We start from the raw sequence: 25,089 nt of genomic DNA, 5'->3' as shown, positions 1-25,089 counted from the left end.
TTGACATTGACGACGCGCTTTCATAGGGTCTGTTCCCGTTTCAGCAAAGCCGCGCCCATTGTTTTGCAAGGTATGACCATGACATCCGACGACCGCATCAAACTCGAACCCAGCTGGAAACACGCGCTGCGTGACGAGTTCGAAAAACCTTATATGGACCAGCTGCGGGAGTTTCTGCGCCAGGAGCATGCGGCCGGCAAGGAAATTTACCCGCCGGGGCCGCTGATCTTCAACGCGTTGAATTCCACACCGCTGGATCAGGTCAAGGTGGTCATCCTCGGCCAGGACCCTTATCACGGCCCCGGCCAGGCCCATGGTTTGTGTTTCTCGGTGCAACCCGGCGTGCCCGCGCCGCCGTCGCTGGTCAACATCTATAAAGAGCTCAAGCGCGACCTGAATATCGACATTCCGGCCCACGGCCATTTGCAGTCCTGGGCCGATCAGGGTGTGTTGATGCTCAACACGACCCTGACCGTCGAACGCGCCAATGCTGCGTCCCACGCAGGCAAGGGCTGGCAGCATTTCACCGACAAGGTGATCGAAACGGTCAGCGCCCATCAGCCGCATCTGGTGTTCATGCTGTGGGGCGCCCATGCGCAGAGCAAACAGAAGCTGGTCGATGCCACCAAGCATCTGGTGCTGACCTCAGTGCATCCTTCGCCGTTGTCGGCTTATAAAGGCTTTCTGGGCTGCGGGCATTTCAGTCGGGCCAACAAGTATCTGGAACAGAACGGCATGGCGCCGATTGAGTGGCGATTGCCTGCGGTTTGAGTGTGGGCAAGCTTGCTTGCGAAAGCGATAGTTCAGTCAACGAAGATGTTGGGCGTTCTGGCGTTTTCGCGAGCACGCTCGCTCCCACGCAGTCTGCACGGGGTCTGGTGTTATTCAGGATTGCTCTCGCCGATCCCAATACCGAAACACCGGTTCCGCCAGAAACAACACAAACAACAACCGCATCACCTGCATCGCCGTCACCAGCGGCACAGACAGTTGCAGCACTTGCGCCGTCAGGCTCATTTCGGCGATGCCGCCGGGCATCATGCCCAGGGTCAGTGAGCGCAGGTCCAGATGGGTTGCGGCGCTCAGCCCCAACGCGGCGAGGGCGGCGATGAGCATGGTCAGCGCGGTGGCGAGCAGCGTCTTGCCGATAAACGCAGGTGCGCGGCGGAAAAACTGACGATTGAAATGACAGCCCAAACCGCTGCCGATCAGCCATTGGCCAATCTGACTGCCGCCGTCCGGTAAACCGATGTGCAGATCCCAGACAATGCTGACCGTCGCGCTCACCAGTAAAGGGCCGAACAGCCATGGATTGGGTTGCTTCAAGCGTTGCCAAAGCCAGGCCACCGCCGCGCCCAGGGGAAATAAAACCGCAAGCCACCGCCAGTCAACGGAACCCGCATGGAAGGTCGGCGTGCCATCGCCCAACAAGTATTTGAAGATGGCCGGAACGCAGAGCACCACCGCCAGTACGCGCAAGCTTTGCCCGGCGGCGACGCTGCTGAGAATGGCGCCGTTACGCGCGCCGAGGTTGACCATTTCGCCGGAGCCGCCGGGCATGCTCGAGAAGAACGCGGTAGCACGATCTTCCCCGCTGCGCCGCATCAACCAGACCCCGACGACGCTGGAAACACTGGTGACCAGTGCGCCGAAAAAGATCAGGCCGAAATGCGCCATGACCTGGGCAATCACCAGCGGGGTGAAGTGCAGGCCAATGCCGATGCCGACCACCCATTGCCCGCATTTACGGCCTCCGGGGATTTCCGCCAGTTGCCATGGGGTCAGGCAACGCACCAGGATGATCGCCAGTAACGAGCCGACCATCCAGGGCAAAGGCCAGCCGACCTGGCTGGCGAGGTAACCGCCAAGCAGACCGACCAGCGGGGTTGCCCACCAGGTTTTGAAGGGTCGATCAGACACTGGTCGCTGCACTGCGCTGCAATGCACGTTTGCGCCAGATACGGATCAGCGGGAACACCAGCATCAGGATGGTCAGTACCCAGACGCCGATGGTGATCGGGCTTGACCAGAGAATCTCCATCGCGCCATTGGAAATCGACAGCGCGCGACGCAGGTTCTGTTCCATCAGGCCGCCTAGGATGAAGCCCAACAGGATGGGCGACAATGGGAAGTCCAGCTTGCGCAGGATGTAACCGAAGATACCGATGCCGACCATCAGGAACAGGTCGAAGGTCGTGGCGTGCACCGCGTAGACGCCGATCCCGGTGATGATCGCGATAACCGGCACCAGCGCCCAATTTGGCACATTGAGGATGCGGGTGAAGATGCGGATCATCGGAATGTTGAGGATCACCAGCATGACGTTGGCGACAAACAACGAGGCGATCAGGCCCCAGACGAGGTCCGGTTGCTGCTGGAACAGCATCGGGCCAGGGGTAATGTTATAGAGCGACAAGGCACCGATCATTACCGCAGTTGTGCCCGATCCGGGAACCCCCAGTGTCAACATTGGCACCAGAGCGCCGCAGGCCGCGCCGCCAATGGCGGTTTCCGGTGCTGCCAGACCACGCATGTCGCCCTGACCAAACTTGCCGGTTTTGCCCGCGATGCTTTTTTCTGTCATGTAAGCGACAGCGCTTGCCAGCGTCGCACCGGCACCCGGCAGCACTCCCATGATAAAACCCAATACGCCGCAGCGCAGGTTCACCACGAATACCGAACTGGCTTCCTTGAAGTTGAACATCATGCGCCCGGTGGCTTTCACCGCTTCCTGGCCGCGATGGGTTTTTTCCAGCAGCAACAGAATCTCACTGACGGAGAACAGACCCAGCACCAGCACCACAAACTGAATGCCGTCGGTCAGGTGAATATTGTCGCCGGTGAAGCGATACACGCCGCTGTTGGCGTCGATGCCGACGGTCGACAAAAACAAGCCTATCAACGCGGCAATGAATGTCTTTAACGGCCGATCACCGGCCATGCCGCCGAGACAGACGATGGCAAACACCATCAGCACGAAATATTCCGCCGGGCCGAAGGCGATCGCCCATTTCGCCAGCAGCGGGGCGAACAGCACCATGCCGCACGTGGCAATCAGCGCACCGATGAACGAACTCCATGCCGACAACGACAGCGCTACACCCGCCAGACCCTGGCGAGCCATTGGGTAGCCGTCGAGGGTGGTCATGACTGTAGATGCTTCGCCCGGAATGTTCAGCAGGATCGAACTGATCCGGCCGCCATATTCACAGCCCAGGTAAACCGCCGCCAGCAGGATCAATGCCGACTCCGGAGGCAGACCCAGCGCGAAGGCAATCGGGATCAGCAGCGCAACGCCGTTGATCGGGCCCAGACCCGGCAGCAGGCCGACGACGGTGCCGATCAAGGTGCCGCAAAAGGCGGTGACCAGGTTGTAAGGCGTCAGCGCAACGCCGAAGCCCTGGCCGAGATAGCTGAAAGTATCCATTGATCAGTTCTCCAGAACGTCAAGCAAGCCCAGGGGCAACGGAACGTCCATGGCTTTATCGAATAGAAGGTAAAGGCCGATGCTCATCAAGATCACCACGATCACGCTTGGCACCCAGCGCCCGCCATACAGGCGCGCCATGGGAATGCCGATCAGGATGCTGCTGATAATGAAGCCCAGCGGTTCGAACAGGCCGGCGAAAATCAGCAGCAAGATCACGCAAGCGGTGATCTTGATAATGGTTTCGCGGTCCAGCTTCGGGTCTTCTTCGGTGTGAATGATGGGCGTCGGGCGGAACAGCATGTAGACCAGCGCCAGGCCCATCAGGCCCAGCATCAGCAGGGGAAACGCCCGTGGGCCGACCGGCTCGTAGGAAAACGGTGCTTTATAGGGCCAGGCCATCAACGCCAGACCGGCGCAGACCAGCAGCAGAAAAGCGGCAAAAATTCGTTGGATCAACATGGTGCAAGCTCCTGGGTTGCGCCGCCTCGCTGGCGAGCGCAACCGCTAGTCAGTCAGGCGATCACTGAATCAGGCCGAATTCCTTGGCCAGGGTCTTGTAGTCGGCGACTTGCTTTTTCACGTAGGTGTCCAGTTCCTGGCCGGTCATGGCAAACGGGAACAGTTCACGCTGGCCGCGCAGCTTGGCGAAGTCTTCCGAGGCCAGCAGCTTGTCGAAAGCGTCTTTCCACCAGTTGTATTCGGCGTCGGTCACTTTTGGCCCGAGGTAGAAACCACGTACTACCGGCCAGACGATGTCGTAGCCTTGCTCTTTGGCGGTCGGGATGTTTTTCATTTCCGGATCGTCCAGGCGCTTGTCGGCGAATACGGCAAGCAGGCGCATGTCACCGCTGAGGATGTGCGGCATGGAGTCGGAAATGTCGGTGCTGCCCACCTGAATGTGGCCGCCGAGCAGAGCGGTGGCAATTTCACCGCCGCCTTCAAGGGCGACATAACGCAGGTCACGCGGGTTGATACCGGCGGCCTTGGCGATCAGTGCGGTCTGCATCCAGTCCTGGCTGCCGACGGTGCCGCCAGAGCCGATCACGACTTTGCTCGGGTCAGCCTTGAGAGCCTTGACCAGATCATCGAGGTTTTTGTACGGCGAATCGGCTTTCACCGCGATGGCGCCATAGCTGGTACCCACCGCCGCCAGCCAGCGCACGGCGTTTTCATCGAAACGACCGAATTTGCCTTGGGCCAGGTTCAGCAGCGAGCCGCTGGACCACGCCACCAGCGTGCCGGCATCAGTAGGGCGCTGAGCGACCACCGCGTTGTAGGCCACTGCGCCAACGCCGCCGGGCATGTAGGTCACGCGCATTGGCTTGGAAAGAATTTTCTCGTCCATCAGCGCGCTCTGCGCCAGTTTGCACGTCAGGTCGAAACCACCGCCCGGCGAGGCGGGCGCAATGCATTCAGGGCGCTTGGGTTCCTTGGCTTCCTTGGGTTCATCGGCGAACAGCTGGGTAGCGAGCATCATGCAACCAGCGGCTACAGCGAAACGACGCAAAGACAAGTTCATGGTCAGTCTCCAGAAGAGTTGTTGTTTTTGGATGTTGCTTTTTAGACGTTGAAGCAGTGACGCAGTGCAGCAACCGACGGTTCAGGCGAAACGCTTCATCGGAGGCGATCAGACGAACTCGCAGTCGGGCGAGCGGACGCAGAAAGTCCACGCTGCAAGCTAACGCTGGCAAAGGTCGAGGAGGAACGAGAAGAGGGGGGTGAATTCGAAACAGCTGACAACCCAGGCTTGGTCATGGGTTTGCTCATGGGTAACTCCGTTTTTCATTTTTTGTTCTTATTGTGAAAGCGCATCGTGGCGCTTTGCTTTCGGTCCCGACTTGCGGGCCTTTTTGCGATGCTAAACAGCGAAGCTTTCACAAACCTTTCAGCTACCTTTCAAGTGCCAACTAAAATGAGTTCGCAGGCGGTTCGTGCTTCACAGGTCGCGGCGCGCCTGTAAACTCCGCGCTCTTAATGTCACGCAATCAGGAGAAGTCGATGCGTGTTCTGCTCGTCGAAGATCATCCGCAACTGGCTGAAAGTGTGGCACAGGCGCTCAAAAGCGCGGGCTTGACCGTGGATGTCCTGCACGATGGTGTTGCCGCCGATCTGGCGCTGAGCAGCGAGGAATATGCCGTCGCCATCCTTGATGTCGGCTTGCCGCGACTCAATGGTTTTGAAGTGCTGGCGCGTTTGCGCGGGCGAGGCAAAAACCTGCCGGTGTTGATGCTGACTGCACGCAGCGATGTGAAGGATCGCGTCCATGGCCTCAATCTGGGCGCCGATGACTATCTGGCCAAGCCGTTCGAGCTTTCCGAGCTGGAAGCGCGGGTCAAGGCGCTGCTGCGCCGCAGTGTATTGGGCGGCGAGCGCCAGCAACGTTGCGGCGTATTGGTCTACGACCTCGATACCCGGCGTTTCACCCTCGGCGAAGAACTACTGACCCTGACTTCCCGGGAGCAGGCCGTGCTGGAGGCACTGATTGCGCGGCCCGGTCGAGTGATGAGCAAGGAACAGCTGGCTTCCCAGGTGTTCGGCCTGGATGAAGAAGCCAGCGCCGACGCCATCGAAATCTACGTGCATCGCCTGCGCAAGAAACTCGACGGCCAACCGGTGGGCATCGTGACTTTCCGCGGCCTGGGCTATCTGCTGGAAAGTCGCGATGAGCCGGTATAACAGTCTTCGCTGGCGCTTACTGTGGAATCTCGGGCTGTTGTTGACGGTGTTAATGCTGGCCAGCGGCCTGAGCGCTTACTGGAATGGCCGGGAAGCCGCTGACACCGCTTACGACCGGACGCTGCTGGCGTCGGCGCGAACCATCGCTGCCGGGGTTTCCCAGCGCGATGGCACGCTGAGCGCCGATGTGCCCTATATCGCCCTGGACACCTTTGCTTACGACAGCGTCGGGCGCATTTATTACCAGGTCAATGACATCAATAAACAGTTGATCTCGGGCTACGAAAATCTGCCGCCGCCGCCTCCCGGCACTTTGCGCACCGATGACTACCCGGCGCTGGCCAGTTTCTACAGCGCCCGCTATCAGGGCCAGGATGTGCGGGTGGTCAGCCTGCTCAAGCCGGTCAGCGAGCCGAACATGAACGGCATGGCGGAGATACGTGTCGCAGAAACCGAGGAAGCTCGGGTCAGAATGGCGCGTGGTCTGATGGCTGATACCTTGTTGCGTCTGGGGATGCTTGGCGCGGGGGCGTTGTTGCTGGTCTGGTTCACTGTCAGTGCGGCATTGCGCCCGCTAGAGCGGTTGCGCACCGAGGTTGAAGAGCGTCAGCCGGATGATTTGCGGTCATTGCCTCTGGTCGAAGTCCAGCACGAGCTGCGCCCGCTGGTCAGCGCGCTCAACCACTTCACCGAGCGTCTACGGCAGCAGTTCGAGCGTCAGGCGCAGTTCATAGCCGATGCCGCTCACGAACTACGCACGCCGCTGGCCGCACTCAAGGCTCGGGTCGAGTTGGGTCTGCGCTCGCAAGAGCCCGCCGATTGGCGCACGACCCTCGAAAGCGCGGCCCAAGGCACGGATCGACTGACCCATCTGGCCAATCAATTGCTGTCGCTGGCACGTATTGAAAACGGCGCCCGAGCCATTGCCGAAGGTGGCGCACAACTGTTGGACCTGAGCCAGCTGGCCCGCGAACTCGGCATGGCCATGGCGCCGTTGGCACACGCGCATGGTGTTGCATTGGCGCTGGAGGCTGATGATCCGGTCTGGCTGCGGGGCGAACCCACCCTGCTCAACGAATTGCTGAGCAACCTCATCGACAATGCCCTGGCGCATACGCCGTCGGGTGGCAATGTGATTCTGCGGGTCAGCGCTCCGGGCATTCTCGAGGTTGAAGATGACGGCCCCGGCATACCTGAAACCGAGCGCGACCGTGTTTTCGAGCGCTTCTATCGCAGCCGCCAGCAGGGCAGCGGATCGGGGTTGGGGCTGGCCATCGTTGGCGAGATTTGCCGGGCGCACCTGGCGCAGATCAGTTTGCATGACGGCGCCCAGCAGGGTTTGAAAGTGCGGGTCAGCTTTGTAGCGGCCCAGTAAAACCAGCCTCAAACACCAGCTCCAACAGGTCGCTTTTCAATCAGAAGGTGTGTGTTGTTCGACGAGAGATGCAGCTCAATAAAGCATGAGCTTGGCTTCATCCATTTCGGCGCTCAGGTGACCGCCGCTCAGGTTCAGCCCCAGCTGATGAAACGCCGGCAGGCTGTTCAACTCGATCTGGCTGTACGGATGCCCGGTTCCTTGATGCAGATGCACCGTAGCGACCTGCACCAGGTCGATGTAGTCGGCACGTTGCGAGACGCGGGTGAAGTCCTGGAATCTGGCGGGCACCAAAGCCAACGGCTCGGGGAAGTCCCATGAGCGCAGCAATCGTTCGCCAATCACTGGATGAATCTGCTCGATCACATGATTGAGGCTGACCTCGTCGGACAGCAGCTCATTGTGGTCTTCGGCATAGGTCAGGATCGGCAGCACGCCGATCAAATGTATCAGACCGGCCAGCGTCGCCTGATCAGGTCGGAGGTGCGCGCGTCGACTGCTGAGCGCGTAGCTGATGCCCGCCACTTGCAGGCTTTGCTGCCAGATTTCCCGCATTTTGCGTTCGACCACGGACGACTTGGCGTGGAACATTTGCTCGACCACCAGGCCGATGGCCAGATTGCAGCTGTAAATCACGCCCAGCCGAGTGATGGCAGTGTTGACGTCACTGACTTCAAAGTTGGGGCGCAGCAAGGGGCTGTTGACCACCTTGATCAGTCGCGCGGAAAGCGCCGTATCGCTGCCGATGACTTTGCTCAGGGCAGCAATACTTATCTCCGTGTCCTCTGCGGCGAGACGAATTTTCAGTGCTACTTCCGGCAGGGTAGGCAGAAACAAGGCATCTCGATCGATGGCCTTGATCAAGTTCCTCTGCACTTCGTCAGCCATTTCACTCATGTCGCATCTCGTTGGCGAAGGGGAGTCTGGGGCCTCCAGACCCGGAGGGGCGGAGGCGGGGCAGATAAGCAGACATTGACCGAACCCAGGCGTTCGTTTGGTTTCAGCGCTGGGTTTCGAGTTTGCTGTCCAGGGTATAAGGCAGTTCGGCCAGTTGCAGCGTCGGGCCTTCAACCGATCCCAGATGGATATCGCCACTTTCAGCCGCATCGGCCTGCAAAACAGCCAGTAATTCGACGCCTTCCTGCGTCCGGGCAGCGAGCACGACGTTACCCACGGCGCTGGCATGAACCGGAGAAAACAGCGCGGTGCCTGGCTCTGGAGCGCTCTGTTCCGAGAGTGTCAGCCGGTACAGGCGTCGCTTGAGCTTGCCCAGGTATTGCATGCGCGCAACGATTTCCTGGCCGGTGTAGCAGCCCTTTTTGAAGCTCACGCCACCGACCGCTTGCAGGTTCAACATTTGCGGAATGAACTCCTCCCGCGTGCTCCCTACCACTTGTCCGATACCTGCACGAATCTGCCCCAACAACCAGTCGTTGAGCGTGCCTTCGGGCAATTGTGCTGCCAGACGCGAGCGGATATCGGCGGCTTGCTCGGCGCGAACCCAGAGTTCGGCTCTGGCCGGTGAGACGCGGATGGCGATCAGGTCGTTGTCGCGAACAACCGAGTCGGTGTCCTGCGGCAGATCCAGGCCCAGGCTGACCAGAGCGCCGTCACCGTCCTGCAGGCCAAAGCGCAGCCAGGAAGCGCTCTCGTCGCTCAGTTTCGACTTGGAGAACACCGCGTATTTCTTCAGGTCGGCCAGCTGTGGCTCGATCAGCTCACTGGCCATCGCCAGGAGGCACCCGTCACCTTCAAGCAGGATGCGGAAGCTCGACTGCATGCGGCCTTTTTGCGTGCAGCGCGCACCCAGGGTCGCTTTTGCGTCGCTCAGGTAATCGAGGTTGCAGGTCAGTTGTCCTTGCAGGAATTTGCTGGCGTCCACGCCGCGTACGGCAAGGACCCCTTCGTGGGAAAGCGGGCAGAAGAAAGCTGAATCGGACATGGGTCTTCGCGGGCCTTAAAAGTCTGGGGCACATGATAGTGCCCAGTGTTCATTATGTGTACATGAAAACTACTGCGACCATTGTGCGGTTCGCGCCGCTGGCCTGCGGTTGTATACTCGCCGCCTATTTTGAGGAGCGCTCCATGGTCGAAGACGTCGAACTCAACCGCCTTTACTGGCACAGTCGCCGCGGCATGCTTGAACTGGATGTGCTGCTGGTGCCCTTTGTCCGGGAAGTCTACCCAACGCTTGATGATGTGGACCGCGATCTGTATCGCCGCCTGCTGACGTGTGAGGACCAGGATATGTTCGGCTGGTTCATGCAGCGCGCGGAGTCCGAAGACGCCGAGCTGCAGCGCATGGTTCGCATGATTCTGGATCGTGTCCAGCCTGCATGATCGTTTCGAATGCCGCTGGCAGCCGTCCCGTTGGCTGCTTGCGGCTTATCTTGGCGCCCAGTTGCTGGCTTTGATTGCACTTTATTTACTGGATATCCCGACGTGGGCTTTGCTCGGCGGTGTCTTGCTGTGCGTCGCTCATGCGTGCTGGATCATTCCGCGCCGGATCTCGCTTGGCAGTTCTTCGGCATTTACCGCGCTGCGGCGTAATGCCGAAGGGTGGCAGCTGTGGAATCGCCGTGATGGCTGGCAAGCTGTGCAGTTGCGCCGTGACAGCATGGCGCTGCCGCTGCTCGTGGTGCTGCGTTTTCGGCTGGCGGGCAAGGGCGGTTCAGGTTCGCGATGGGTGCGCGGGCTGTGCATTCCCCGCGATGCAATGGCGCCGGACGAGCACCGGCGCCTGCGTGTGCGCTTGAAGTTCAGCCGACGTAGGTGGGCGGCACCAGAATAGTGTCCAGCGCCTCGGGCAGCATGTCCGGGTAATCCAGGGTGTAATGCAAGCCACGGCTTTCCTTGCGTGCCATGGCTGAATTGATCATCAACTCGGCTACTTGCGCCAGATTGCGCAACTCAATCAGATCGCGGCTGACCCTGTAATTGCTATAGAACTCGTCGATTTCATCCAACAGCATGCGCACCCGATGGTGGGCGCGTTGCAGGCGCTTGTTGGTGCGGACGATCCCGACGTAGTCCCACATGAAGCGCCGCAGTTCATCCCAGTTGTGAGCAATGATCACGTCTTCATCCGAGTCGGTCACCTGGCTGGCGTCCCAGCTGGGCAGGCTTTGCGGGTCCGAGCTTTCGGGCAATTGCCGCAGAATATCGGCCGCTGCGGACCGCGCGTAGACAAAGCATTCCAGTAGCGAATTGCTGGCCATGCGGTTTGCGCCATGCAGGCCGGTGAAGCTGGTTTCGCCGATGGCGTACAAGCCCGGTACATCGGTGCGCCCATGCTCGTCGACCATTACGCCGCCGCAGGTGTAGTGCGCAGCCGGAACCACCGGGATCGGCTGGCGGGTGATATCGATGGAAAATTCCAGGCAGCGTTCGTAAACCGTCGGAAAGTGGCTCTTGATGAAGTCTGCCGGCTTGTGACTGATATCCAGATAGACGCAATCGATACCCAGGCGCTTCATTTCATGGTCGATGGCCCGGGCCACGATGTCGCGCGGCGCCAGTTCGGCGCGAGGATCGAAGCGCTGCATGAAGCGTTCGCCATTGGGCAGCTTGAGGTAGGCGCCTTCGCCACGCAGCGCTTCGGTCACCAGAAAGCTCTTGGCCAGCGGATGGTAGAGGCACGTTGGATGGAACTGGTTGAACTCCAGATTCGCCACCCGACAACCCGAGCGCCAGGCCATGGCAATGCCGTCGCCACAGGCGCCGTCAGGGTTGCTGGTATAGAGATAGACCTTGGCCGCGCCACCGGTCGCCAGGATTGTGAAGCGAGCGCCATAGGTGTCGACTTCGCCGCTGCTGCGGTTGAGGACATAGGCGCCGAGGCAGCGTTTACCATCCAGGCCCAGACGTCGTTCGGTGATCAGATCGACCGCGACACGTTGCTCCAGCAGCTCGATGTTCGGCCGCTCCTTCGCCCTTGCCAGCAATGTCTTGAATATCGCGGCACCGGTCGCATCCGCCGCGTGGATGATGCGTCGATGGCTGTGACCGCCTTCGCGGGTCAGGTGAAATTCAAATCCGCCGTCTTCCGTGCTGGTCTGGTCGTCACGAGTGAACGGCACGCCTTGATCGATCAGCCACTGAATCGATTCACGACTATGCTCAACGGTGAATCGCACGGCGTCTTCGTTGCACAAGCCGCCGCCCGCATCGAGGGTATCTTCGACGTGGGATTGCACGGTGTCAGTGTCGTCCAGCACGGCAGCAATGCCGCCCTGAGCCCAGAATGTGGAGCCATTGGCCAGCTCACCTTTGCTCAAAACCGCAACGCTCAGATGAGCGGGCAATGTCAATGCAAGGCTCAAGCCTGCCGCGCCGCTGCCGATCACCAGTACATCGTGTTGGAAATGTTGGCTCATGTCTGAATTCCGCATCAAGCGGCCACTAGTATAAGTATGGGTGGATCGGCACAATGGCCGCACTTTTATGGCATTGTGAAACCATAGCGGCTTGGGATTGTGCGCCAGTCCAAAGCGTCGTGCATACCCATTTCCTGTTGGTTGTGACGCCGAGTAATACGGCGTTAGGTAGTTTTTCCTACAGGAAAGGTAAAGTGGGTCTTACACCTGATTGTTAAATCTGGGAACTTTTTGATATGGCCCGGGCTCAATAGCAGGTTGCCTTTAAAAGGACAGCGTCGGCTTAATGCGGGGCTATTTACAGCCACTGCCAGCGATTTCGACGACAAGATTATTCGCGCAGCCGACCTAGTTCGAGCTGCGTTTTTCGTGCAGGCCTAGAGTGTCAGCCGGAAACTTGCTTGGAGGGGGAGAACTTTTGCGAGAAGCCCGAGTCTATATATGCAAGCCGATACAATGGCCGCTGCAATGCTCCTTTAAGCTCAATGAGGAGTGTTCATGCTAACCCAGGAAGAGGATCAGCAGCTGGTCGAGCGCGTACAACGCGGCGATAAGCGAGCTTTTGATCTGTTGGTGCTGAAATATCAGCACAAGATTCTCGGGTTGATCGTGCGGTTTGTGCACGACACCCATGAAGCCCAGGACGTTGCGCAAGAAGCCTTTATCAAGGCTTACCGCGCGCTTGGAAACTTTCGCGGAGACAGCGCCTTTTACACTTGGCTGTACCGCATCGCCATTAACACGGCGAAAAACTATTTGGTGTCCAGAGGTCGGAGGCCACCAGATAGCGATGTAAGGTCTGAAGATGCGGAGTTCTACGACGGCGATCATGGCCTCAAGGACATCGAGTCCCCAGAGCGAGCATTGCTGCGGGATGAAATCGAAGGAACTGTCCATCGAACCATCCAGCTGCTGCCAGAAGATTTGCGTACGGCTCTAACTTTACGTGAATTCGATGGTCTGAGTTACGAGGACATTGCCAGCGTCATGCAATGTCCGGTGGGTACCGTGCGATCTCGGATTTTCCGCGCTCGGGAAGCCATCGATAAAGCCCTGCAGCCTTTGTTGCAGGAATCCTGAGACAGCGGCGATAGCCAAGAGAGGAACCGCCATGAGTCGTGAAGCCCTGCAGGAATCGCTGTCCGCGGTGATGGATAACGAAGCGGACGAATTGGAATTACGTCGGGTATTAAATGCCATTGACGATGCGGACACACGTGCCACATGGTCTCGTTATCAGATTGCCCGTGCAGCCATGCATAAAGAGCTTTTGATCCCTCATCTGGACATTACGGCTGCTGTATCCGCCGCAATCGCCGATGAAGTCAGCCCACTCAAGGCCGGTCGTGGTCCTTGGCGTAGCCTGGGTCGTTTGGCAGTCGCTGCCTCCGTCACCGTTGCGGTATTGGCTGGCGTTCGCTTGTACAACCAGGACGAGATTGCCGGTGCGCAACTTGCACAGCAGACTCAACAACCTGCTGCCCTGTCTACCCCGCAAGTGAAGGGTCCGGCAGTGTTGGCTGGGTACACGGAAAGCTCTGAGCAGGCACCTGGCCCGATGGCTAACGGTGTATTGCAGAACCAGGCTGGCTGGCATGATCAGCGTTTGCCGGGTTACCTGCGTCAACACGCTCAGCAAGCTGCGTTGAAGGGGACTGAAAGCGCTCTGCCTTACGCTCGCGCCGCCAGCCTGGAAAACCGTTAAGGAGGATCATGCGCGCCGTCCCTCTACTGCCGTTGCTGTTGGGTGGGTGGCTTGTCCTCCCCGCTCATGCCGATGATGCGCAAGATATGCTCAAGCGTCTTGCGCAGGCGCAGCAACAACAAAGTTTTCAAGGTACTTTCGTTTACGAGCGCAATGGTAGTTTTTCTACCCATCGGATCTGGCACCGCGTCGTCGGTGGCAAGGTCAGGGAGCATCTGCTTCAGCTGGATGGCTCCGCGCAGGAAGTGTTGCGCGTCGACGGTTTGACCCAATGCGTCAGCGGTACTCTTGAAGCGGGCGTCAGCAATCTGCCTGATTCCCCGGCAAGAACATTCGATCTCAAGAAGCTTTCGGCCTTGTACGACATGAAAACTGTCGGCAAGTCGAGAGTGGCTGGCCGTCCGGCGACAATTATCGCCATGACGCCCAAGGATCAGCATCGATTCGGTATCGAATTGCATCTGGATAACGAAACCGGATTGCCACTCAAATCGCTGCTGTTAAGCGAAAAGGGGCAGTTGCTGGAGCGTTTTCAGTTTACCGAACTCGACACAGCCGATATCCCGACCGATCAGGTCTTGCAGCCAAGCGCAGATTGCAAGCCAGTCGATTTGGCCAAGGCCAAGCCTGAAGTACCCGGCAAACCCGGTCCGTGGCGTTCCGAATGGACACCGCCCGGCTTCGAGCTGACCAGCAATACATCTCGTATGGACCCGACCTCAAAAGTGCTGGTCTCCAGCCTTATGTATGACGACGGTCTTTCGCGGTTCTCGGTGTTTATCGAGCCGGTAAGTGCCGCGACGGTCACCGACATCCGCACGCAGCTCGGTCCAACCGTGGCAGTATCACGACGCCTGACGACGCCCAAGGGCGATGCCATGGTGACGGTTGTCGGCGAAATACCGATTGGTACTGCCGAGCGTATTGCGCTTTCCATGCGCAGCGCCGACGTCCCGCCGAGCAAAAAGTAGTCTGCGTGACGATGATCCAGGCCCAAGATGTAAAAGCTTTCATCTTGGGCTCGATACGCCGTATAGACTGGCTTTTCGAGGCCTTTGAGTCACTCGCTGAAACGTTTGGTGAGGTATGCAAGTTGCAAAAATCTTCGTTTTTTTCTATAGGTCACAGCTTCGCAGCTCTGGCCTTTGTTGTTTCCGAGCCAAAAAATGCTGACTGATGGTCGCGCGCTTTTTCCGAGTGCTTCATGCGGGCCATTGTGTCGTTCGATCTGTATTGCTTAACCATGCTCGTCGTTAACGGGAGCCGTATGTTAATACCAAGCTTTAAGTCCTACCTTTCACTGATGGCCGCCGTGCTGATGTTGGGGCAGGTTGCTACTGCCCAGGCCGAGGCGTTGCCGGATTTCACCACGCTCGTCGAGCAAGCGTCGCCCGCGGTGGTGAACATCAGTACCCGTCAGAAATTGCCGGATCGTGCGGTCGCCGGACAGATGCCGGATCTCGAAGGTCTGCCGCCGATGTTGCGCGAATTCCTTGAGCGCAGCATGCCTAACCAAGGCCCACGCGCGCCGGGCTCGCCAAAAGGGGATCGCCAGCGTGAAGCACAATCCCTCGGTTCAGGTTTCATCATTTCCGCTGACGGCTATGTCCTGACCAACAATCACGTGGTGGAAGGCGCTGACGAAATTCTGGTTCGCCTGTCCGACCGCAGTGAGCTGAAAGCCAAGCTGGTCGGCACTGATCCACGTACCGACGTGGCAGTGCTGAAGATCGAAGGCAAGGATTTGCCAACGGTGAAACTGGGCGACTCCGAGAAGCTGAAGGTAGGCGAGTGGGTACTGGCTATCGGTTCGCCGTTTGGTTTTGATCACTCGGCGACCAAAGGGATCGTCAGTGCCAAAGGGCGCAGCCTGCCCAACGACACATACGTGCCGTTCATCCAGACTGACGTTGCGATCAATCCGGGCAACTCCGGTGGTCCACTGTTCAACATGTCGGGTGAGGTGGTCGGGATCAACTCCCAGATATTCACGCGCTCCGGCGGCTTCATGGGTCTTTCGTTCGCCATTCCGATCAACGTCGCGATGGACGTAGCCAATCAGCTCAAGGCTGGCGGCAAGGTGAATCGCGGATGGCTGGGCGTCGTCATTCAGGAGGTCAACAAGGACCTGGCTGAATCGTTTGGTCTGGACAAGCCGGCCGGTGCACTGGTTGCCCAGGTACTTGAAGACGGCCCTGCTGCGAAAGGCGGCCTGCAAGTGGGCGACGTGATTCTCAACGCCAATGGTCATCCGATTGTGATGTCGGCTGACTTGCCGCAAATCGTCGGTAATCTCAAGGACGGCAGCAAGGTCCAGTTGGACGTGATCCGTGAAGGCAAGCGCAAGATGCTGGACATAACGGTCGGCGCCCTGCCGGATGAAGGTCAGGAGATGGCTGCGGCAGACGGTGCAGGCGCGGAGCGCAGCAGCAATCGTCTGGGCGTTTCCGTAGCTGATTTGACCGCCGAGCAGCAGAAAAGCCTCGACCTGAAGGGCGGCGTCATCATCAAGGAAGTGCAGGAAGGTCCTGCTTCCCTGATCGGCCTGCAACCTGGCGATGTGATCACTCACCTGAACAATCAGGCGATCTCCTCGGCCAAGAACTTTACCGAGGTGGCAAAAGGCCTGCCGAAGAATCGTTCGGTTTCCCTGCGTGTACTGCGTCAGGGTCGCGCCAGCTTCATTACCTTCAAGCTTGCGGAGTAGCCGCTTGCGTTAGCCAGAGAGGGCGGTCATTACCGCCCTTTCTTATGCGCGCCACCAAGGCTAATGCCGATCCGCTCGCCTGTGAACGTGACGCCCCGGCGTTACTTCAGGTACAATTCCCGGCTATTTTTCGGCGGGTAAACTGCCTGCAACCTTTTTGAGTGTTGATCCGTGAGTGATTTGAGTCATATCCGCAATTTCTCCATCATCGCCCACATTGACCATGGCAAGTCGACGCTGGCCGACCGTTTCATTCAGATGTGCGGCGGCTTGTCCGAGCGCGAAATGGAAGCCCAGGTACTTGACTCCATGGATCTCGAGCGCGAGCGCGGGATCACCATCAAGGCCCATAGCGTCACGCTGCACTACAAGGCCAACGACGGCAAAACCTACCAGCTGAACTTCATCGACACCCCGGGCCACGTGGACTTCACCTATGAAGTCAGCCGTTCCCTGGCCGCGTGTGAAGGCGCGCTGCTGGTGGTCGATGCGGGCCAGGGCGTTGAAGCCCAGTCGGTAGCCAACTGCTATACCGCCATCGAGCAGGGCCTTGAGGTCATGCCGGTGCTGAACAAGATGGACTTGCCGCAGGCCGATCCGGACCGCGTCAAGGAAGAAATCGAGAAGATCATCGGCATCGATGCCACTGACGCCGTGGCCTGTAGCGCCAAGAGCGGCATGGGCGTCGACGAAGTGCTGGAGCGTCTGGTTCATACCATTCCGGCGCCTACCGGTAATATCGAAGCGCCATTGCAAGCCTTGATCATCGACTCCTGGTTCGACAACTACCTGGGCGTTGTTTCCCTGGTACGTGTGCGTCACGGTCGGGTCCGCAAGGGCGACAAGATTCTGGTCAAATCCACCGGCAAGATGCACCTGGTCGACAGCGTGGGCGTGTTTACCCCCAAGCACACGGCCACGGTTGACCTGAAAGCCGGTGAAGTAGGCTTCATCATCGCCGGTATCAAGGACATTCACGGCGCGCCGGTCGGCGACACCCTGACCTTGAGCACCACGCCTGATGTCGAAGTGCTACCTGGCTTCAAGCGCATTCAGCCGCAGGTTTACGCCGGTCTGTTCCCGGTCAGCTCCGACGACTTCGAAGACTTCCGTGAAGCCCTGCAGAAGCTGACGCTGAACGACTCGTCGCTGCAGTATTCGCCGGAAAGCTCCGACGCACTGGGCTTCGGCTTCCGTTGCGGCTTCCTCGGCATGCTGCACATGGAGATCATCCAGGAGCGTCTGGAACGCGAATACGACCTGGACCTGATCACCACCGCGCCGACGGTAATTTTCGAGCTGCTGCTCAAGACCGGGGAAACGATCTACGTCGATAACCCGTCCAAGCTGCCGGATCTGTCGACCATCGAAGATACGCGCGAGCCGATCGTGCGGGCCAATATTCTTGTGCCCCAGGAGCACCTCGGGAACGTCATTACGCTGTGCATTGAAAAGCGCGGCGTTCAGCACGACATGCTGTTCCTCGGTACTCAGGTGCAAGTGAGCTACGACCTGCCGATGAACGAAGTGGTCCTGGACTTCTTCGATCGTCTCAAGTCGGTCAGCCGTGGTTATGCGTCGCTGGACTATCATTTCGATCGTTACCAGTCCGCAAACCTGGTCAAGCTCGATGTGCTGATCAACGGTGAGAAAGTCGATGCCCTGGCATTGATCGTTCACCGCGACAACGCGAACTACAAAGGTCGCGCGTTGACCGAGAAGATGAAAGAGTTGATTCCTCGGCAGATGTTCGATGTGGCAATCCAGGCCGCCATTGGCGGGCAGGTTGTGGCGCGTACCACTGTCAAGGCGCTGAGAAAGAACGTACTGGCCAAATGTTATGGCGGCGACGTCAGCCGTAAGCGTAAATTGCTGGAGAAGCAAAAGGCCGGTAAGAAACGCATGAAGCAGGTCGGCAACGTGGAAATTCCACAGGAAGCTTTCCTTGCAGTGCTCAGGTTGGAATAGTCAGGTCCTATGTCACTAAATTTCCCGCTGTTGTTAGTCATCGCTGTTTTTGTCTGCGGTCTGCTGGCATTACTCGATCTGATCGTCCTGGCGCCTCGTCGCCGGACGGCCATCTCGACGTATCAAGGCAGTGTCACCCAGCCGGACATTGAGGTTGTCGAGCGCCTGAACAAAGAGCCTTTGCTGGTTGAATACGGCAAATCGTTCTTTCCGGTGCTGTTCATCGTTCTCGTCCTGCGTTCGTTTCTGGTTGAGCCGTTCCAGATTCCGTCGGGCTCGATGATCCCGACGCTGCGAGTGGGTGATTTTATTCTGGTGAACAAGTTCTCCTACGGCATTCGTTTGCCGGTGCTGGACCAGAAAGTCATTCAGATTGGCGATCCACAGCGTGGCGATGTGATGGTGTTTCGCTTCCCGAGCGATCCGAGCGTCAACTACATCAAGCGCGTCGTCGGCTTGCCGGGCGACCAGATCCGTTACACCAGTGACAAGAAGCTGTACGTCAATGGTGAGCTGGTGGCCAAGCAGTTGATCGGCACCGAGCCGGGCACCCTGGGCAGCGCAGAGTTGTATAACGAGCAACTGGGCGCCATCGAGCATCAGATCCGCCAGGAAATGACCCGTTATCGGGCACCACCTGATCGGGAGTGGACGGTTCCGGCCGCGCATTACTTCATGATGGGCGACAACCGGGACAACTCCAACGACAGCCGTTACTGGGATGATCCGAGTATTCCCAAGGACGAACTGGGCATGGTCCCGGACAAGAACATTGTTGGCAAGGCGTTCGCCGTATGGATGAGCTGGCCTGAGCCTAAACTGAGTCACCTGCCCAACTTCTCGCGGGTAGGGTTGATCAAGTAATCGATGCGGCGCTGTGTGATACAGCGCCGTATGTCATTTGGGCTGGCTCGAATCGGTGTCGCATTGGAGCAATCCTGTCGACCGCTTTCGACGGGCTATCCTTGAGGTTTTATATGAAAGTCGCCGGTTCGCAGAAAGGGTTGTCGTTTGTGGGATGGCTATTGGCGCTGGCGCTGTTAGCGTTTGTCGTCAATGTGACATTCAAGTTGATCCCGCATTATCTCGACCACCGGTCGCTCAAAAGCGCCATTGAGGCGGTCGAGACCAACCCTTCCCTGGATATCAGTACGGTCAGCGATTTCTACAGTTATGTCGGTAAAAGCATGCAGGTCAACAGTATTCGGGATTTGGATTTGAACAAGGTGTTAAGTGTGACGGTGGAAAACAACAAGTTTCTCGCCCATTTGAAATACGAGAAGCGTGAAGCACTGATCCAGAATATCGATCTGGTGGTCAAGTTCGACGACACATTCAGCGTGGGTAAACCGTGAGCGTTTCGTTGAGTCGCCTGGAGCGTCAGCTCGGCTATACCTTCAAGGATCAGGAGTTGATGGTCCTGGCCCTCACTCACCGCAGCTTCGCCGGGCGCAACAACGAGCGTCTGGAGTTCCTCGGTGATGCCATTCTCAACTTCGTGGCCGGCGAAGCCTTGTTCGACCGCTTCCCTCAGGCTCGCGAAGGCCAGTTGTCACGCCTGCGGGCGCGGCTGGTCAAAGGCGAGACCCTGGCCGTGCTGGCCCGTGGTTTCGATCTGGGCGAATACCTGCGTCTGGGTTCCGGCGAACTGAAGAGCGGCGGTTTTCGTCGCGAGTCGATTCTTGCCGATGCACTTGAGGCGCTGATCGGTGCGATCTACCTCGATGCCGGCATGGACGCGGCGCGTGAGCGGGTTCTGGACTGGCTCACCACCGAGTTCGACAGCCTGACGCTGGTCGACACCAACAAAGATCCAAAGACCCGGCTGCAGGAGTTTCTCCAGTCGCGTGCCTGTGACCTGCCGCGTTACGAAGTGGTGGATATCCAGGGCGAACCGCATTGCCGAACCTTTTTCGTCGAATGCGAGATCACCTTATTGAATGAAAAAAGCCGGGGTCAGGGTGTCAGCCGTCGTATTGCCGAACAGGTAGCAGCGGCCGCAGCACTCATTGCCCTTGGCGTGGAGAACGGCCATGAATGATTCAATCGCAACACGCTGTGGCTATGTCGCCATTGTCGGCCGCCCGAACGTGGGCAAATCCACGCTGCTCAACCATATTCTGGGTCAGAAGCTGGCGATCACTTCGCGCAAGCCGCAGACCACCCGTCACAACATGCTGGGCATCAAGACCGAAGGCGCCATCCAGGCGGTCTACGTCGATACCCCTGGCATGCACAAGAACGGTGAAAAAGCGCTCAACCGCTACATGAACAAGACCGCGTCAGCAGCGTTGAAAGACGTCGATGTGGTGATTTTCGTGGTTGACCGTACGCGCTGGACCGACGAAGACCAGATGGTGCTGGAGCGCGTGCAGTACGTGCAGGGCCCGGTGATCCTCGCGATCAACAAGACCGACCGCCTGGAAGACAAGACCGAACTGATGCCGCACCTGGAATGGCTGCAGGGTCAGCTGCCCAATGCGTCGATCATGCCGATTTCCGCGCAGCACGGGCACAACCTCGAAGCGCTGGAAACCCTGATCGCCAAGCATTTGCCGGAAAACGAGCACTTCTTCCCGGAAGACCAGATCACCGACCGCAGCAGCCGCTTCCTGGCCGCCGAGCTGGTTCGCGAGAAGATCATGCGTCAGTTGGGTGCCGAGCTGCCGTACCAGATCACCGTTGAAATCGAAGAGTTCAAGCAGCAGGGCAAAACCCTGCATATTCACGCCTTGATCCTCGTCGAACGTGACGGTCAGAAGAAAATCATCATTGGCGACAAGGGCGAGCGCATCAAGCGTATCGGCACCGACGCGCGCCGCGACATGGAGCTGCTGTTCGACTCCAAGGTCATGCTCAATCTCTGGGTCAAGGTCAAAGGCGGCTGGTCCGACGACGAGCGCGCCCTGCGTTCGTTGGGCTACGGCGACCTGTAAGCTCAATGCCCAATGGTGGAGCCTTTGCTGCGCTCTGCCATTGGCAGTCACAATCCTGCGTTGTCTTCGTCTCTTTCGAGCCTGCCTGAACAATGAGCGCGCCCATCGGCCAACTTGCCTACGTGTTGCACAGCCGGGCGTACCGTGAGAACAGCGCACTCGTCGACTTCCTCACGCCGCAAGGTCGCTTGCGGGCCGTGCTGCGCAGTGCGCGTGGCAAGGCTGGCACGCTGGCGCGCCCGTTTGTGCCGCTGGAAATCGAGTTTCGTGGCCGTGGCGAACTGAAGAATGTCGGGCGTATGGAAGCCTCGGGCGTTGCCAGCTGGCTGGTGGGCGAGGCGCTGTTCAGCGGCCTTTACCTCAATGAGCTGATCATCCGCCTGCTGCCCGCTGAAGATCCTCATCCCGCCGTTTTTGCTCACTACGCTGCAACTTTGCTGGCTCTGGCCGAAGGTCGTCCGTTGGAACCGCTGTTGCGTTCTTTCGAATGGCGCCTGCTCGACGATCTGGGCTACGGTTTTGCGCTGGATATGGATATCAATGGCGAACCGCTGGCCAGCGACGGCATGTACCGTCTGCAAGTGGACGCCGGGCTGGAGCGGGTGTATCTGTTGCAGCCCGGTCTGTTCCAGGGCGTCGAGCTGCTGGCCATGGCCGAAGCCGACTGGAGCGCGCCGGGTGCGTTGTCCGCCGCCAAGCGGCTGATGCGTCAGGCATTGGCCGTGCACCTGGGCGGCCGTCCATTAGTCAGTCGCGAACTGTTTCGCAAGCCGTAAACAGGCTTTATGCTCACCGACCTGTTCCGCCCATCTTTCAGGAGACACCCGTGACTCACAGCACTCGCATCCTACTTGGCGTAAACATCGATCACGTCGCCACGTTGCGTCAGGCCCGGGGCACGCGTTACCCGGACCCGGTCAAGGCCGCGCTGGATGCCGAAGAGGCGGGTGCCGATGGCATCACCGTGCATTTGCGTGAAGACCGCCGCCATATCCAGGAGCGTGATGTGCTGCTGCTCAAGGATGTGCTGCAAACCCGCATGAATTTCGAAATGGGCGTGACCGAGGAAATGCTGGCTTTCGCCGAGCGCCTGCGACCGGCGCATGTCTGCCTGGTTCCGGAAACACGTCAGGAATTGACCACCGAAGGCGGCCTTGACGTCGCAGGGCAGGAAGCGCGCATTCAGGCGGCGGTTGAACGCTTGAGCAGAATCGGTTGTGAAGTGTCGCTGTTCATCGATGCCGATGAGCGGCAGATCGCCGCGTCAAAGCGTGTTGGCGCGCCTGCCGTCGAGCTGCACACCGGCCGTTACGCCGACGCGCAAACCCCGACGGAAGTCGCCGACGAGCTGCAACGCATTGTTGATGGCGTCGCCTTTGGTCTGGCTGAAGGTTTGATCGTCAACGCCGGGCACGGCCTGCATTACCACAACGTCGAAGCAGTTGCGGCGATCAAGGGCGTGAATGAGCTGAACATCGGCCACGCACTGGTTGCTCACGCGCTGTTCGTGGGCTTCAAGTCGGCGGTGGCGGAGATGAAAGCGTTGATTTTGGCAGCGGCTTATAGAGGTTAACCTAGCCTGTGGGACCGGCTTTAGCCGGGAAAGCGTCAGGTATGCCGAGGAAGATCTTCAGCGCTTGCACTGGCGTCTTCGGGGACAAGTCCCCTCCTACCGGATCTGCAGAGATCAAGGCTTACGCCCCACAATCACTGCCCGCATCGGCGCGGGCAGGCCTTCCACGGTTTTGCTGTGATCATCCGGATCAAGAAAGTCGCTCAGGGACTGGAAACGCATCCATTCCGTGCCGCGCTGTTCCTCGACCGTGGTCACGCTGACGTCCACGCAGCGCACATCGACGAAGCCGGCACGGCGCAGCCACAGCTCCAGCGCGGGCACCGAAGGCAGGAACCAGACGTTGCGCATCTGCGAGTAGCGGTCCTCCGGGACCAGCACTTGATGCACGTCGCCCTCGATCACCATGGTTTCCAGCACCAATTCGCCGCCTTTGACCAGGCAGTCCTTGAGGGCCAGCAAGTGATCGATGGGTGACTTGCGGTGATACAGCACGCCCATGGAAAATACCGTGTCGAAGCCTTCGAGCCGTGCTGGCAGATCCTCAAGCGTGAATGGCAAATGCCAGGCTGGAAGGTCGGGCAGAAAGCGCTGCATGGCCTGGAACTGACAGAAGAACAGCCAGTTCGGATCGACACCAATCACGCTGTCAGCCCCGGCGCCGAGCATGCGCCACTGGTAATAACCATTGCCGCAGCCGACGTCCAGGACGCGCTTGCCCTTGAGGTCCAGGTGCGGGGAAACCCGCGACCACTTCCAGTCCGAGCGCCATTCGGTATCCACATGCACGCCGAACACATCGAACGGCCCTTTGCGCCACGGCGACAGGCCCAACAGCGCCTTGCGCACCTGAGTGCGGGTTTCGCCGTCGCATTCGGCGTCCAAGGTAAAGCTGTCCGCCAGATCGACGCGGGTCGGCATCAAGTCGGGCAGGGCATTGAGCGCACCTTGCCAGCGTTCCAGATCGCCGTGGCCCTTGGTCATCTTGGTATCGAGCTGCGCTTGCAGGCCATTGGCCCATTCAGCCAGAGGAGTGCCCGCCAGGCGGCGGACCAGAGGAGCGAGATCAATCATGGCAGGGCAATCAACGAGGCAAAGTTAAGGCATTGGAACCAGGGCACTACCTTGGAAAAACCTGCATCAAGCAGGCGCTGGCGGTGTTCGTCGAGGCTGTCGGGCTTCATCACGTTTTCGATGGCGCTGCGTTTCTGGGCAATTTCCAGTTCGCTATAGCCGTTGGCGCGCTTGAAGGCGACGTGAAGATCAGTGAGCAGAACGTGTTCCTGTTCGTCATTGAAGCGCAGCTTCTCCGACAGAATCAGCGCGCCGCCCGGTACCAGCGCCTGGCGGATGCGGCTTAACAGGGTAAGACGCAGCTCGGGGGCGATGAATTGCAGGGTGAAATTGAGCGCCACCACCGAGGCTGGCTGGAACTCAAGGGCCAGAATGTCGCCTTCGATGACCTGCACCGGCAGCAACTCCTGAAACATCGAGTCCTGCCCATTGAGGTATTCACGGCAGCGCTCAACCATGGCCGCCGAGTTATCCACAGCAATGACCTTGCAGCCTTCGGTTCGCACATGGCGGCGCAAGGCTTGAGTCACGGCACCCAACGAGCTGCCCAGGTCGTACAGCACGCTATTGGGTTGCGCGAATTGCGCGGCGAGCACGCCGAGGTTCTCGACAATCGTCGGATAACCCGGCACCGAGCGCTTGATCATGTCCGGGAACACCCGCACCACGTCCTCGTTGAAGGCGAAGTCCGGCACCTGGGCAAGGGGCTGGGCGAATAGGCGGTCGGGTTCTTTGCTCACGGCAGTTCCGGCGTAGGGCTGAAAAGTGCGGCATTTTAGCCAATTCCACGGCCAGGCCGAAACCTCATCTGCGCGAAGTGGGCTAAAACTCACTCATTGACGGTAATCACGCAGTCGAAAGTGCGTTCTGGTGCGACTTCCGGAGCCCACGGCTGTTGATAGACCATCATCAGGTGACCGCTGCCAGCGTCCGCCGCCCGATAACGCCATACCGACTGACCGGCACTGCCGACCATGTTTTTGTCCTCGGGGTTGCTGTACACCTCGGGGCCCATGCTGCGCAAGATGCCCTGCGCCGGGTTCTGGATCTGCCAGCGGTAGCCAGTGGTTGGCGTGCTGGGCAGGGTCAACAGCAGGATCTGCCCGGTTTTCAAGGTCAGCGGGCATTCGCTTTGTTTTTCGAGGGTGACGATATGGCGCGGTTGCTGTGCACAGGCAGCGAGCAGGCAAAGGCTTAGCGGGGCGAGTAGACGGGCGGGGGTCATGGAGGCTCCAGTCTCGTTTGACGAGACTGGAGGATAGCCGATTC

General features: G+C 59.0%; 26 protein-coding genes. 16 read left to right on the top strand and 10 right to left on the bottom strand.

Translation table 11 applies throughout. From position 1 onward, the window contains the following. Nucleotides 1-78: 78 nt before the first annotated feature. Complete coding sequence (gene ung / locus AABC73_RS23050) at nt 79-771, top strand: uracil-DNA glycosylase (RefSeq protein ID WP_341521107.1); 693 nt, start codon at nt 79-81, stop codon at nt 769-771. 114 nt (nt 772-885) lie between these two features. Here ung and AABC73_RS23045 read toward each other — a convergent pair whose 3' ends face one another. From AABC73_RS23045 to AABC73_RS23030, 4 genes are all read right to left on the bottom strand, one after another. Further along, complete coding sequence (locus AABC73_RS23045) at nt 886-1,920, bottom strand: AbrB family transcriptional regulator (protein ID WP_341521106.1); 1,035 nt, start codon at nt 1,918-1,920, stop codon at nt 886-888. Then, nucleotides 1,913-3,427, bottom strand: coding sequence for a tripartite tricarboxylate transporter permease (locus tag AABC73_RS23040; protein WP_341521105.1), 1,515 nt, complete (start codon nt 3,425-3,427; stop codon nt 1,913-1,915). The genes AABC73_RS23045 and AABC73_RS23040 overlap by 8 nt, the downstream gene beginning before the upstream one ends. A 3-nt stretch (nt 3,428-3,430) precedes the next feature. Further along, a complete protein-coding gene (locus AABC73_RS23035; protein WP_341521104.1) occupies nt 3,431-3,889 on the bottom strand; it encodes a tripartite tricarboxylate transporter TctB family protein in 459 nt (152 codons plus the stop codon). A 61-nt stretch (nt 3,890-3,950) separates the two neighbouring features. Beyond that, on the bottom strand, nt 3,951-4,955 hold the full coding sequence (locus AABC73_RS23030; protein WP_341524312.1) for a tripartite tricarboxylate transporter substrate binding protein: 1,005 nt from the start codon (nt 4,953-4,955) through the stop codon (nt 3,951-3,953). A 473-nt stretch (nt 4,956-5,428) separates the two neighbouring features. Between AABC73_RS23030 and AABC73_RS23025 the strand changes: the two genes are divergently transcribed. Both AABC73_RS23025 and AABC73_RS23020 read left to right on the top strand, forming a co-directional pair. Further along, complete coding sequence (locus AABC73_RS23025; RefSeq protein ID WP_341521103.1) at nt 5,429-6,106, top strand: response regulator; 678 nt, start codon at nt 5,429-5,431, stop codon at nt 6,104-6,106. Next, on the top strand, nt 6,093-7,481 hold the full coding sequence (locus AABC73_RS23020) for a sensor histidine kinase (protein WP_341521102.1): 1,389 nt from the start codon (nt 6,093-6,095) through the stop codon (nt 7,479-7,481). Before AABC73_RS23025 ends, AABC73_RS23020 begins: the two co-directional genes overlap by 14 nt. Before the next feature lie 75 nt (nt 7,482-7,556). Here AABC73_RS23020 and AABC73_RS23015 read toward each other — a convergent pair whose 3' ends face one another. Both AABC73_RS23015 and AABC73_RS23010 read right to left on the bottom strand, forming a co-directional pair. Then, nucleotides 7,557-8,378 (bottom strand): HDOD domain-containing protein, encoded by an 822-nt coding sequence (locus AABC73_RS23015; protein WP_341521101.1) that lies wholly within the window; start codon nt 8,376-8,378, stop codon nt 7,557-7,559. A 103-nt stretch (nt 8,379-8,481) separates the two neighbouring features. Continuing rightward, nucleotides 8,482-9,423: a folate-binding protein YgfZ gene (locus tag AABC73_RS23010; protein WP_341521100.1), complete on the bottom strand. Its 942-nt coding sequence runs from the start codon at nt 9,421-9,423 to the stop codon at nt 8,482-8,484. 143 nt (nt 9,424-9,566) lie between these two features. Between AABC73_RS23010 and AABC73_RS23005 the strand changes: the two genes are divergently transcribed. Both AABC73_RS23005 and AABC73_RS23000 read left to right on the top strand, forming a co-directional pair. After that, nucleotides 9,567-9,821, top strand: coding sequence for a succinate dehydrogenase assembly factor 2 (locus tag AABC73_RS23005; protein ID WP_341521099.1), 255 nt, complete (start codon nt 9,567-9,569; stop codon nt 9,819-9,821). After that, nucleotides 9,805-10,272, top strand: a complete 468-nt coding sequence (locus tag AABC73_RS23000) for a protein YgfX (protein WP_341521098.1) — start codon at nt 9,805-9,807, stop codon at nt 10,270-10,272. The genes AABC73_RS23005 and AABC73_RS23000 overlap by 17 nt, the downstream gene beginning before the upstream one ends. Here the strand turns inward: AABC73_RS23000 and nadB are convergent. Further along, complete coding sequence (gene nadB, locus AABC73_RS22995) at nt 10,241-11,857, bottom strand: L-aspartate oxidase (RefSeq protein WP_341521097.1); 1,617 nt, start codon at nt 11,855-11,857, stop codon at nt 10,241-10,243. The genes AABC73_RS23000 and nadB overlap by 32 nt on opposite strands. Before the next feature lie 498 nt (nt 11,858-12,355). On the opposite strand from nadB, the gene rpoE reads away from it, so the two are divergent. The 11 genes from rpoE to pdxJ all read left to right on the top strand — a co-directional run bounded on the left by rpoE (nt 12,356) and on the right by pdxJ (nt 22,746). Continuing rightward, complete coding sequence (gene rpoE, locus AABC73_RS22990; RefSeq protein ID WP_020288878.1) at nt 12,356-12,937, top strand: RNA polymerase sigma factor RpoE; 582 nt, start codon at nt 12,356-12,358, stop codon at nt 12,935-12,937. A gap of 31 nt (nt 12,938-12,968) precedes the next feature. After that, nucleotides 12,969-13,562, top strand: a complete 594-nt coding sequence (locus AABC73_RS22985) for an anti sigma-E factor RseA C-terminal domain-containing protein (protein WP_341521096.1) — start codon at nt 12,969-12,971, stop codon at nt 13,560-13,562. 8 nt (nt 13,563-13,570) lie between these two features. After that, a complete protein-coding gene (locus AABC73_RS22980) occupies nt 13,571-14,533 on the top strand; it encodes a MucB/RseB C-terminal domain-containing protein (protein ID WP_341521095.1) in 963 nt (320 codons plus the stop codon). A 332-nt stretch (nt 14,534-14,865) separates the two neighbouring features. Next, on the top strand, nt 14,866-16,269 hold the full coding sequence (locus AABC73_RS22975; protein WP_341524311.1) for a DegQ family serine endoprotease: 1,404 nt from the start codon (nt 14,866-14,868) through the stop codon (nt 16,267-16,269). A gap of 171 nt (nt 16,270-16,440) precedes the next feature. Continuing rightward, nucleotides 16,441-18,237, top strand: coding sequence for a translation elongation factor 4 (gene lepA / locus AABC73_RS22970; RefSeq protein WP_065835464.1), 1,797 nt, complete (start codon nt 16,441-16,443; stop codon nt 18,235-18,237). Between the two features lie 9 nt (nt 18,238-18,246). Next, complete coding sequence (gene lepB, locus AABC73_RS22965) at nt 18,247-19,101, top strand: signal peptidase I (protein ID WP_341521094.1); 855 nt, start codon at nt 18,247-18,249, stop codon at nt 19,099-19,101. Nucleotides 19,102-19,214: 113 nt separating this feature from the next. Further along, complete coding sequence (locus AABC73_RS22960; RefSeq protein WP_341521093.1) at nt 19,215-19,592, top strand: DUF4845 domain-containing protein; 378 nt, start codon at nt 19,215-19,217, stop codon at nt 19,590-19,592. After that, nucleotides 19,589-20,278 carry a ribonuclease III gene (rnc, locus tag AABC73_RS22955; RefSeq protein ID WP_020288886.1) on the top strand — a complete coding sequence of 230 codons (690 nt, stop codon included), beginning with the start codon at nt 19,589-19,591 and terminating at the stop codon, nt 20,276-20,278. Before AABC73_RS22960 ends, rnc begins: the two co-directional genes overlap by 4 nt. After that, nucleotides 20,271-21,173 (top strand): GTPase Era, encoded by a 903-nt coding sequence (gene era / locus AABC73_RS22950; RefSeq protein ID WP_020288887.1) that lies wholly within the window; start codon nt 20,271-20,273, stop codon nt 21,171-21,173. Before rnc ends, era begins: the two co-directional genes overlap by 8 nt. A 92-nt stretch (nt 21,174-21,265) precedes the next feature. Next, nucleotides 21,266-21,949, top strand: coding sequence for a DNA repair protein RecO (recO, locus tag AABC73_RS22945; protein ID WP_341521092.1), 684 nt, complete (start codon nt 21,266-21,268; stop codon nt 21,947-21,949). A 50-nt stretch (nt 21,950-21,999) separates the two neighbouring features. Further along, nucleotides 22,000-22,746, top strand: coding sequence for a pyridoxine 5'-phosphate synthase (pdxJ, locus tag AABC73_RS22940; protein WP_341521091.1), 747 nt, complete (start codon nt 22,000-22,002; stop codon nt 22,744-22,746). Nucleotides 22,747-22,860: 114 nt separating this feature from the next. Here pdxJ and cmoB read toward each other — a convergent pair whose 3' ends face one another. The 3 genes from cmoB to AABC73_RS22925 form a co-directional block, all read right to left on the bottom strand. Continuing rightward, entirely contained in the window at nt 22,861-23,820 is a 960-nt protein-coding gene (cmoB, locus tag AABC73_RS22935) for a tRNA 5-methoxyuridine(34)/uridine 5-oxyacetic acid(34) synthase CmoB (RefSeq protein ID WP_341521090.1), read from the bottom strand. Continuing rightward, nucleotides 23,817-24,560 (bottom strand): carboxy-S-adenosyl-L-methionine synthase CmoA, encoded by a 744-nt coding sequence (gene cmoA / locus AABC73_RS22930; RefSeq protein ID WP_341521089.1) that lies wholly within the window; start codon nt 24,558-24,560, stop codon nt 23,817-23,819. Before cmoA ends, cmoB begins: the two co-directional genes overlap by 4 nt. A gap of 89 nt (nt 24,561-24,649) precedes the next feature. Further along, nucleotides 24,650-25,045 (bottom strand): protease inhibitor I42 family protein, encoded by a 396-nt coding sequence (locus AABC73_RS22925; RefSeq protein ID WP_065835457.1) that lies wholly within the window; start codon nt 25,043-25,045, stop codon nt 24,650-24,652. Nucleotides 25,046-25,089: the final 44 nt, after the last annotated feature.

Source organism: Pseudomonas sp. G.S.17, assembly GCF_038096165.1.
Classification (GTDB): domain Bacteria; phylum Pseudomonadota; class Gammaproteobacteria; order Pseudomonadales; family Pseudomonadaceae; genus Aquipseudomonas.
This window is presented reverse-complemented; position numbering and strand designations above follow the sequence as displayed.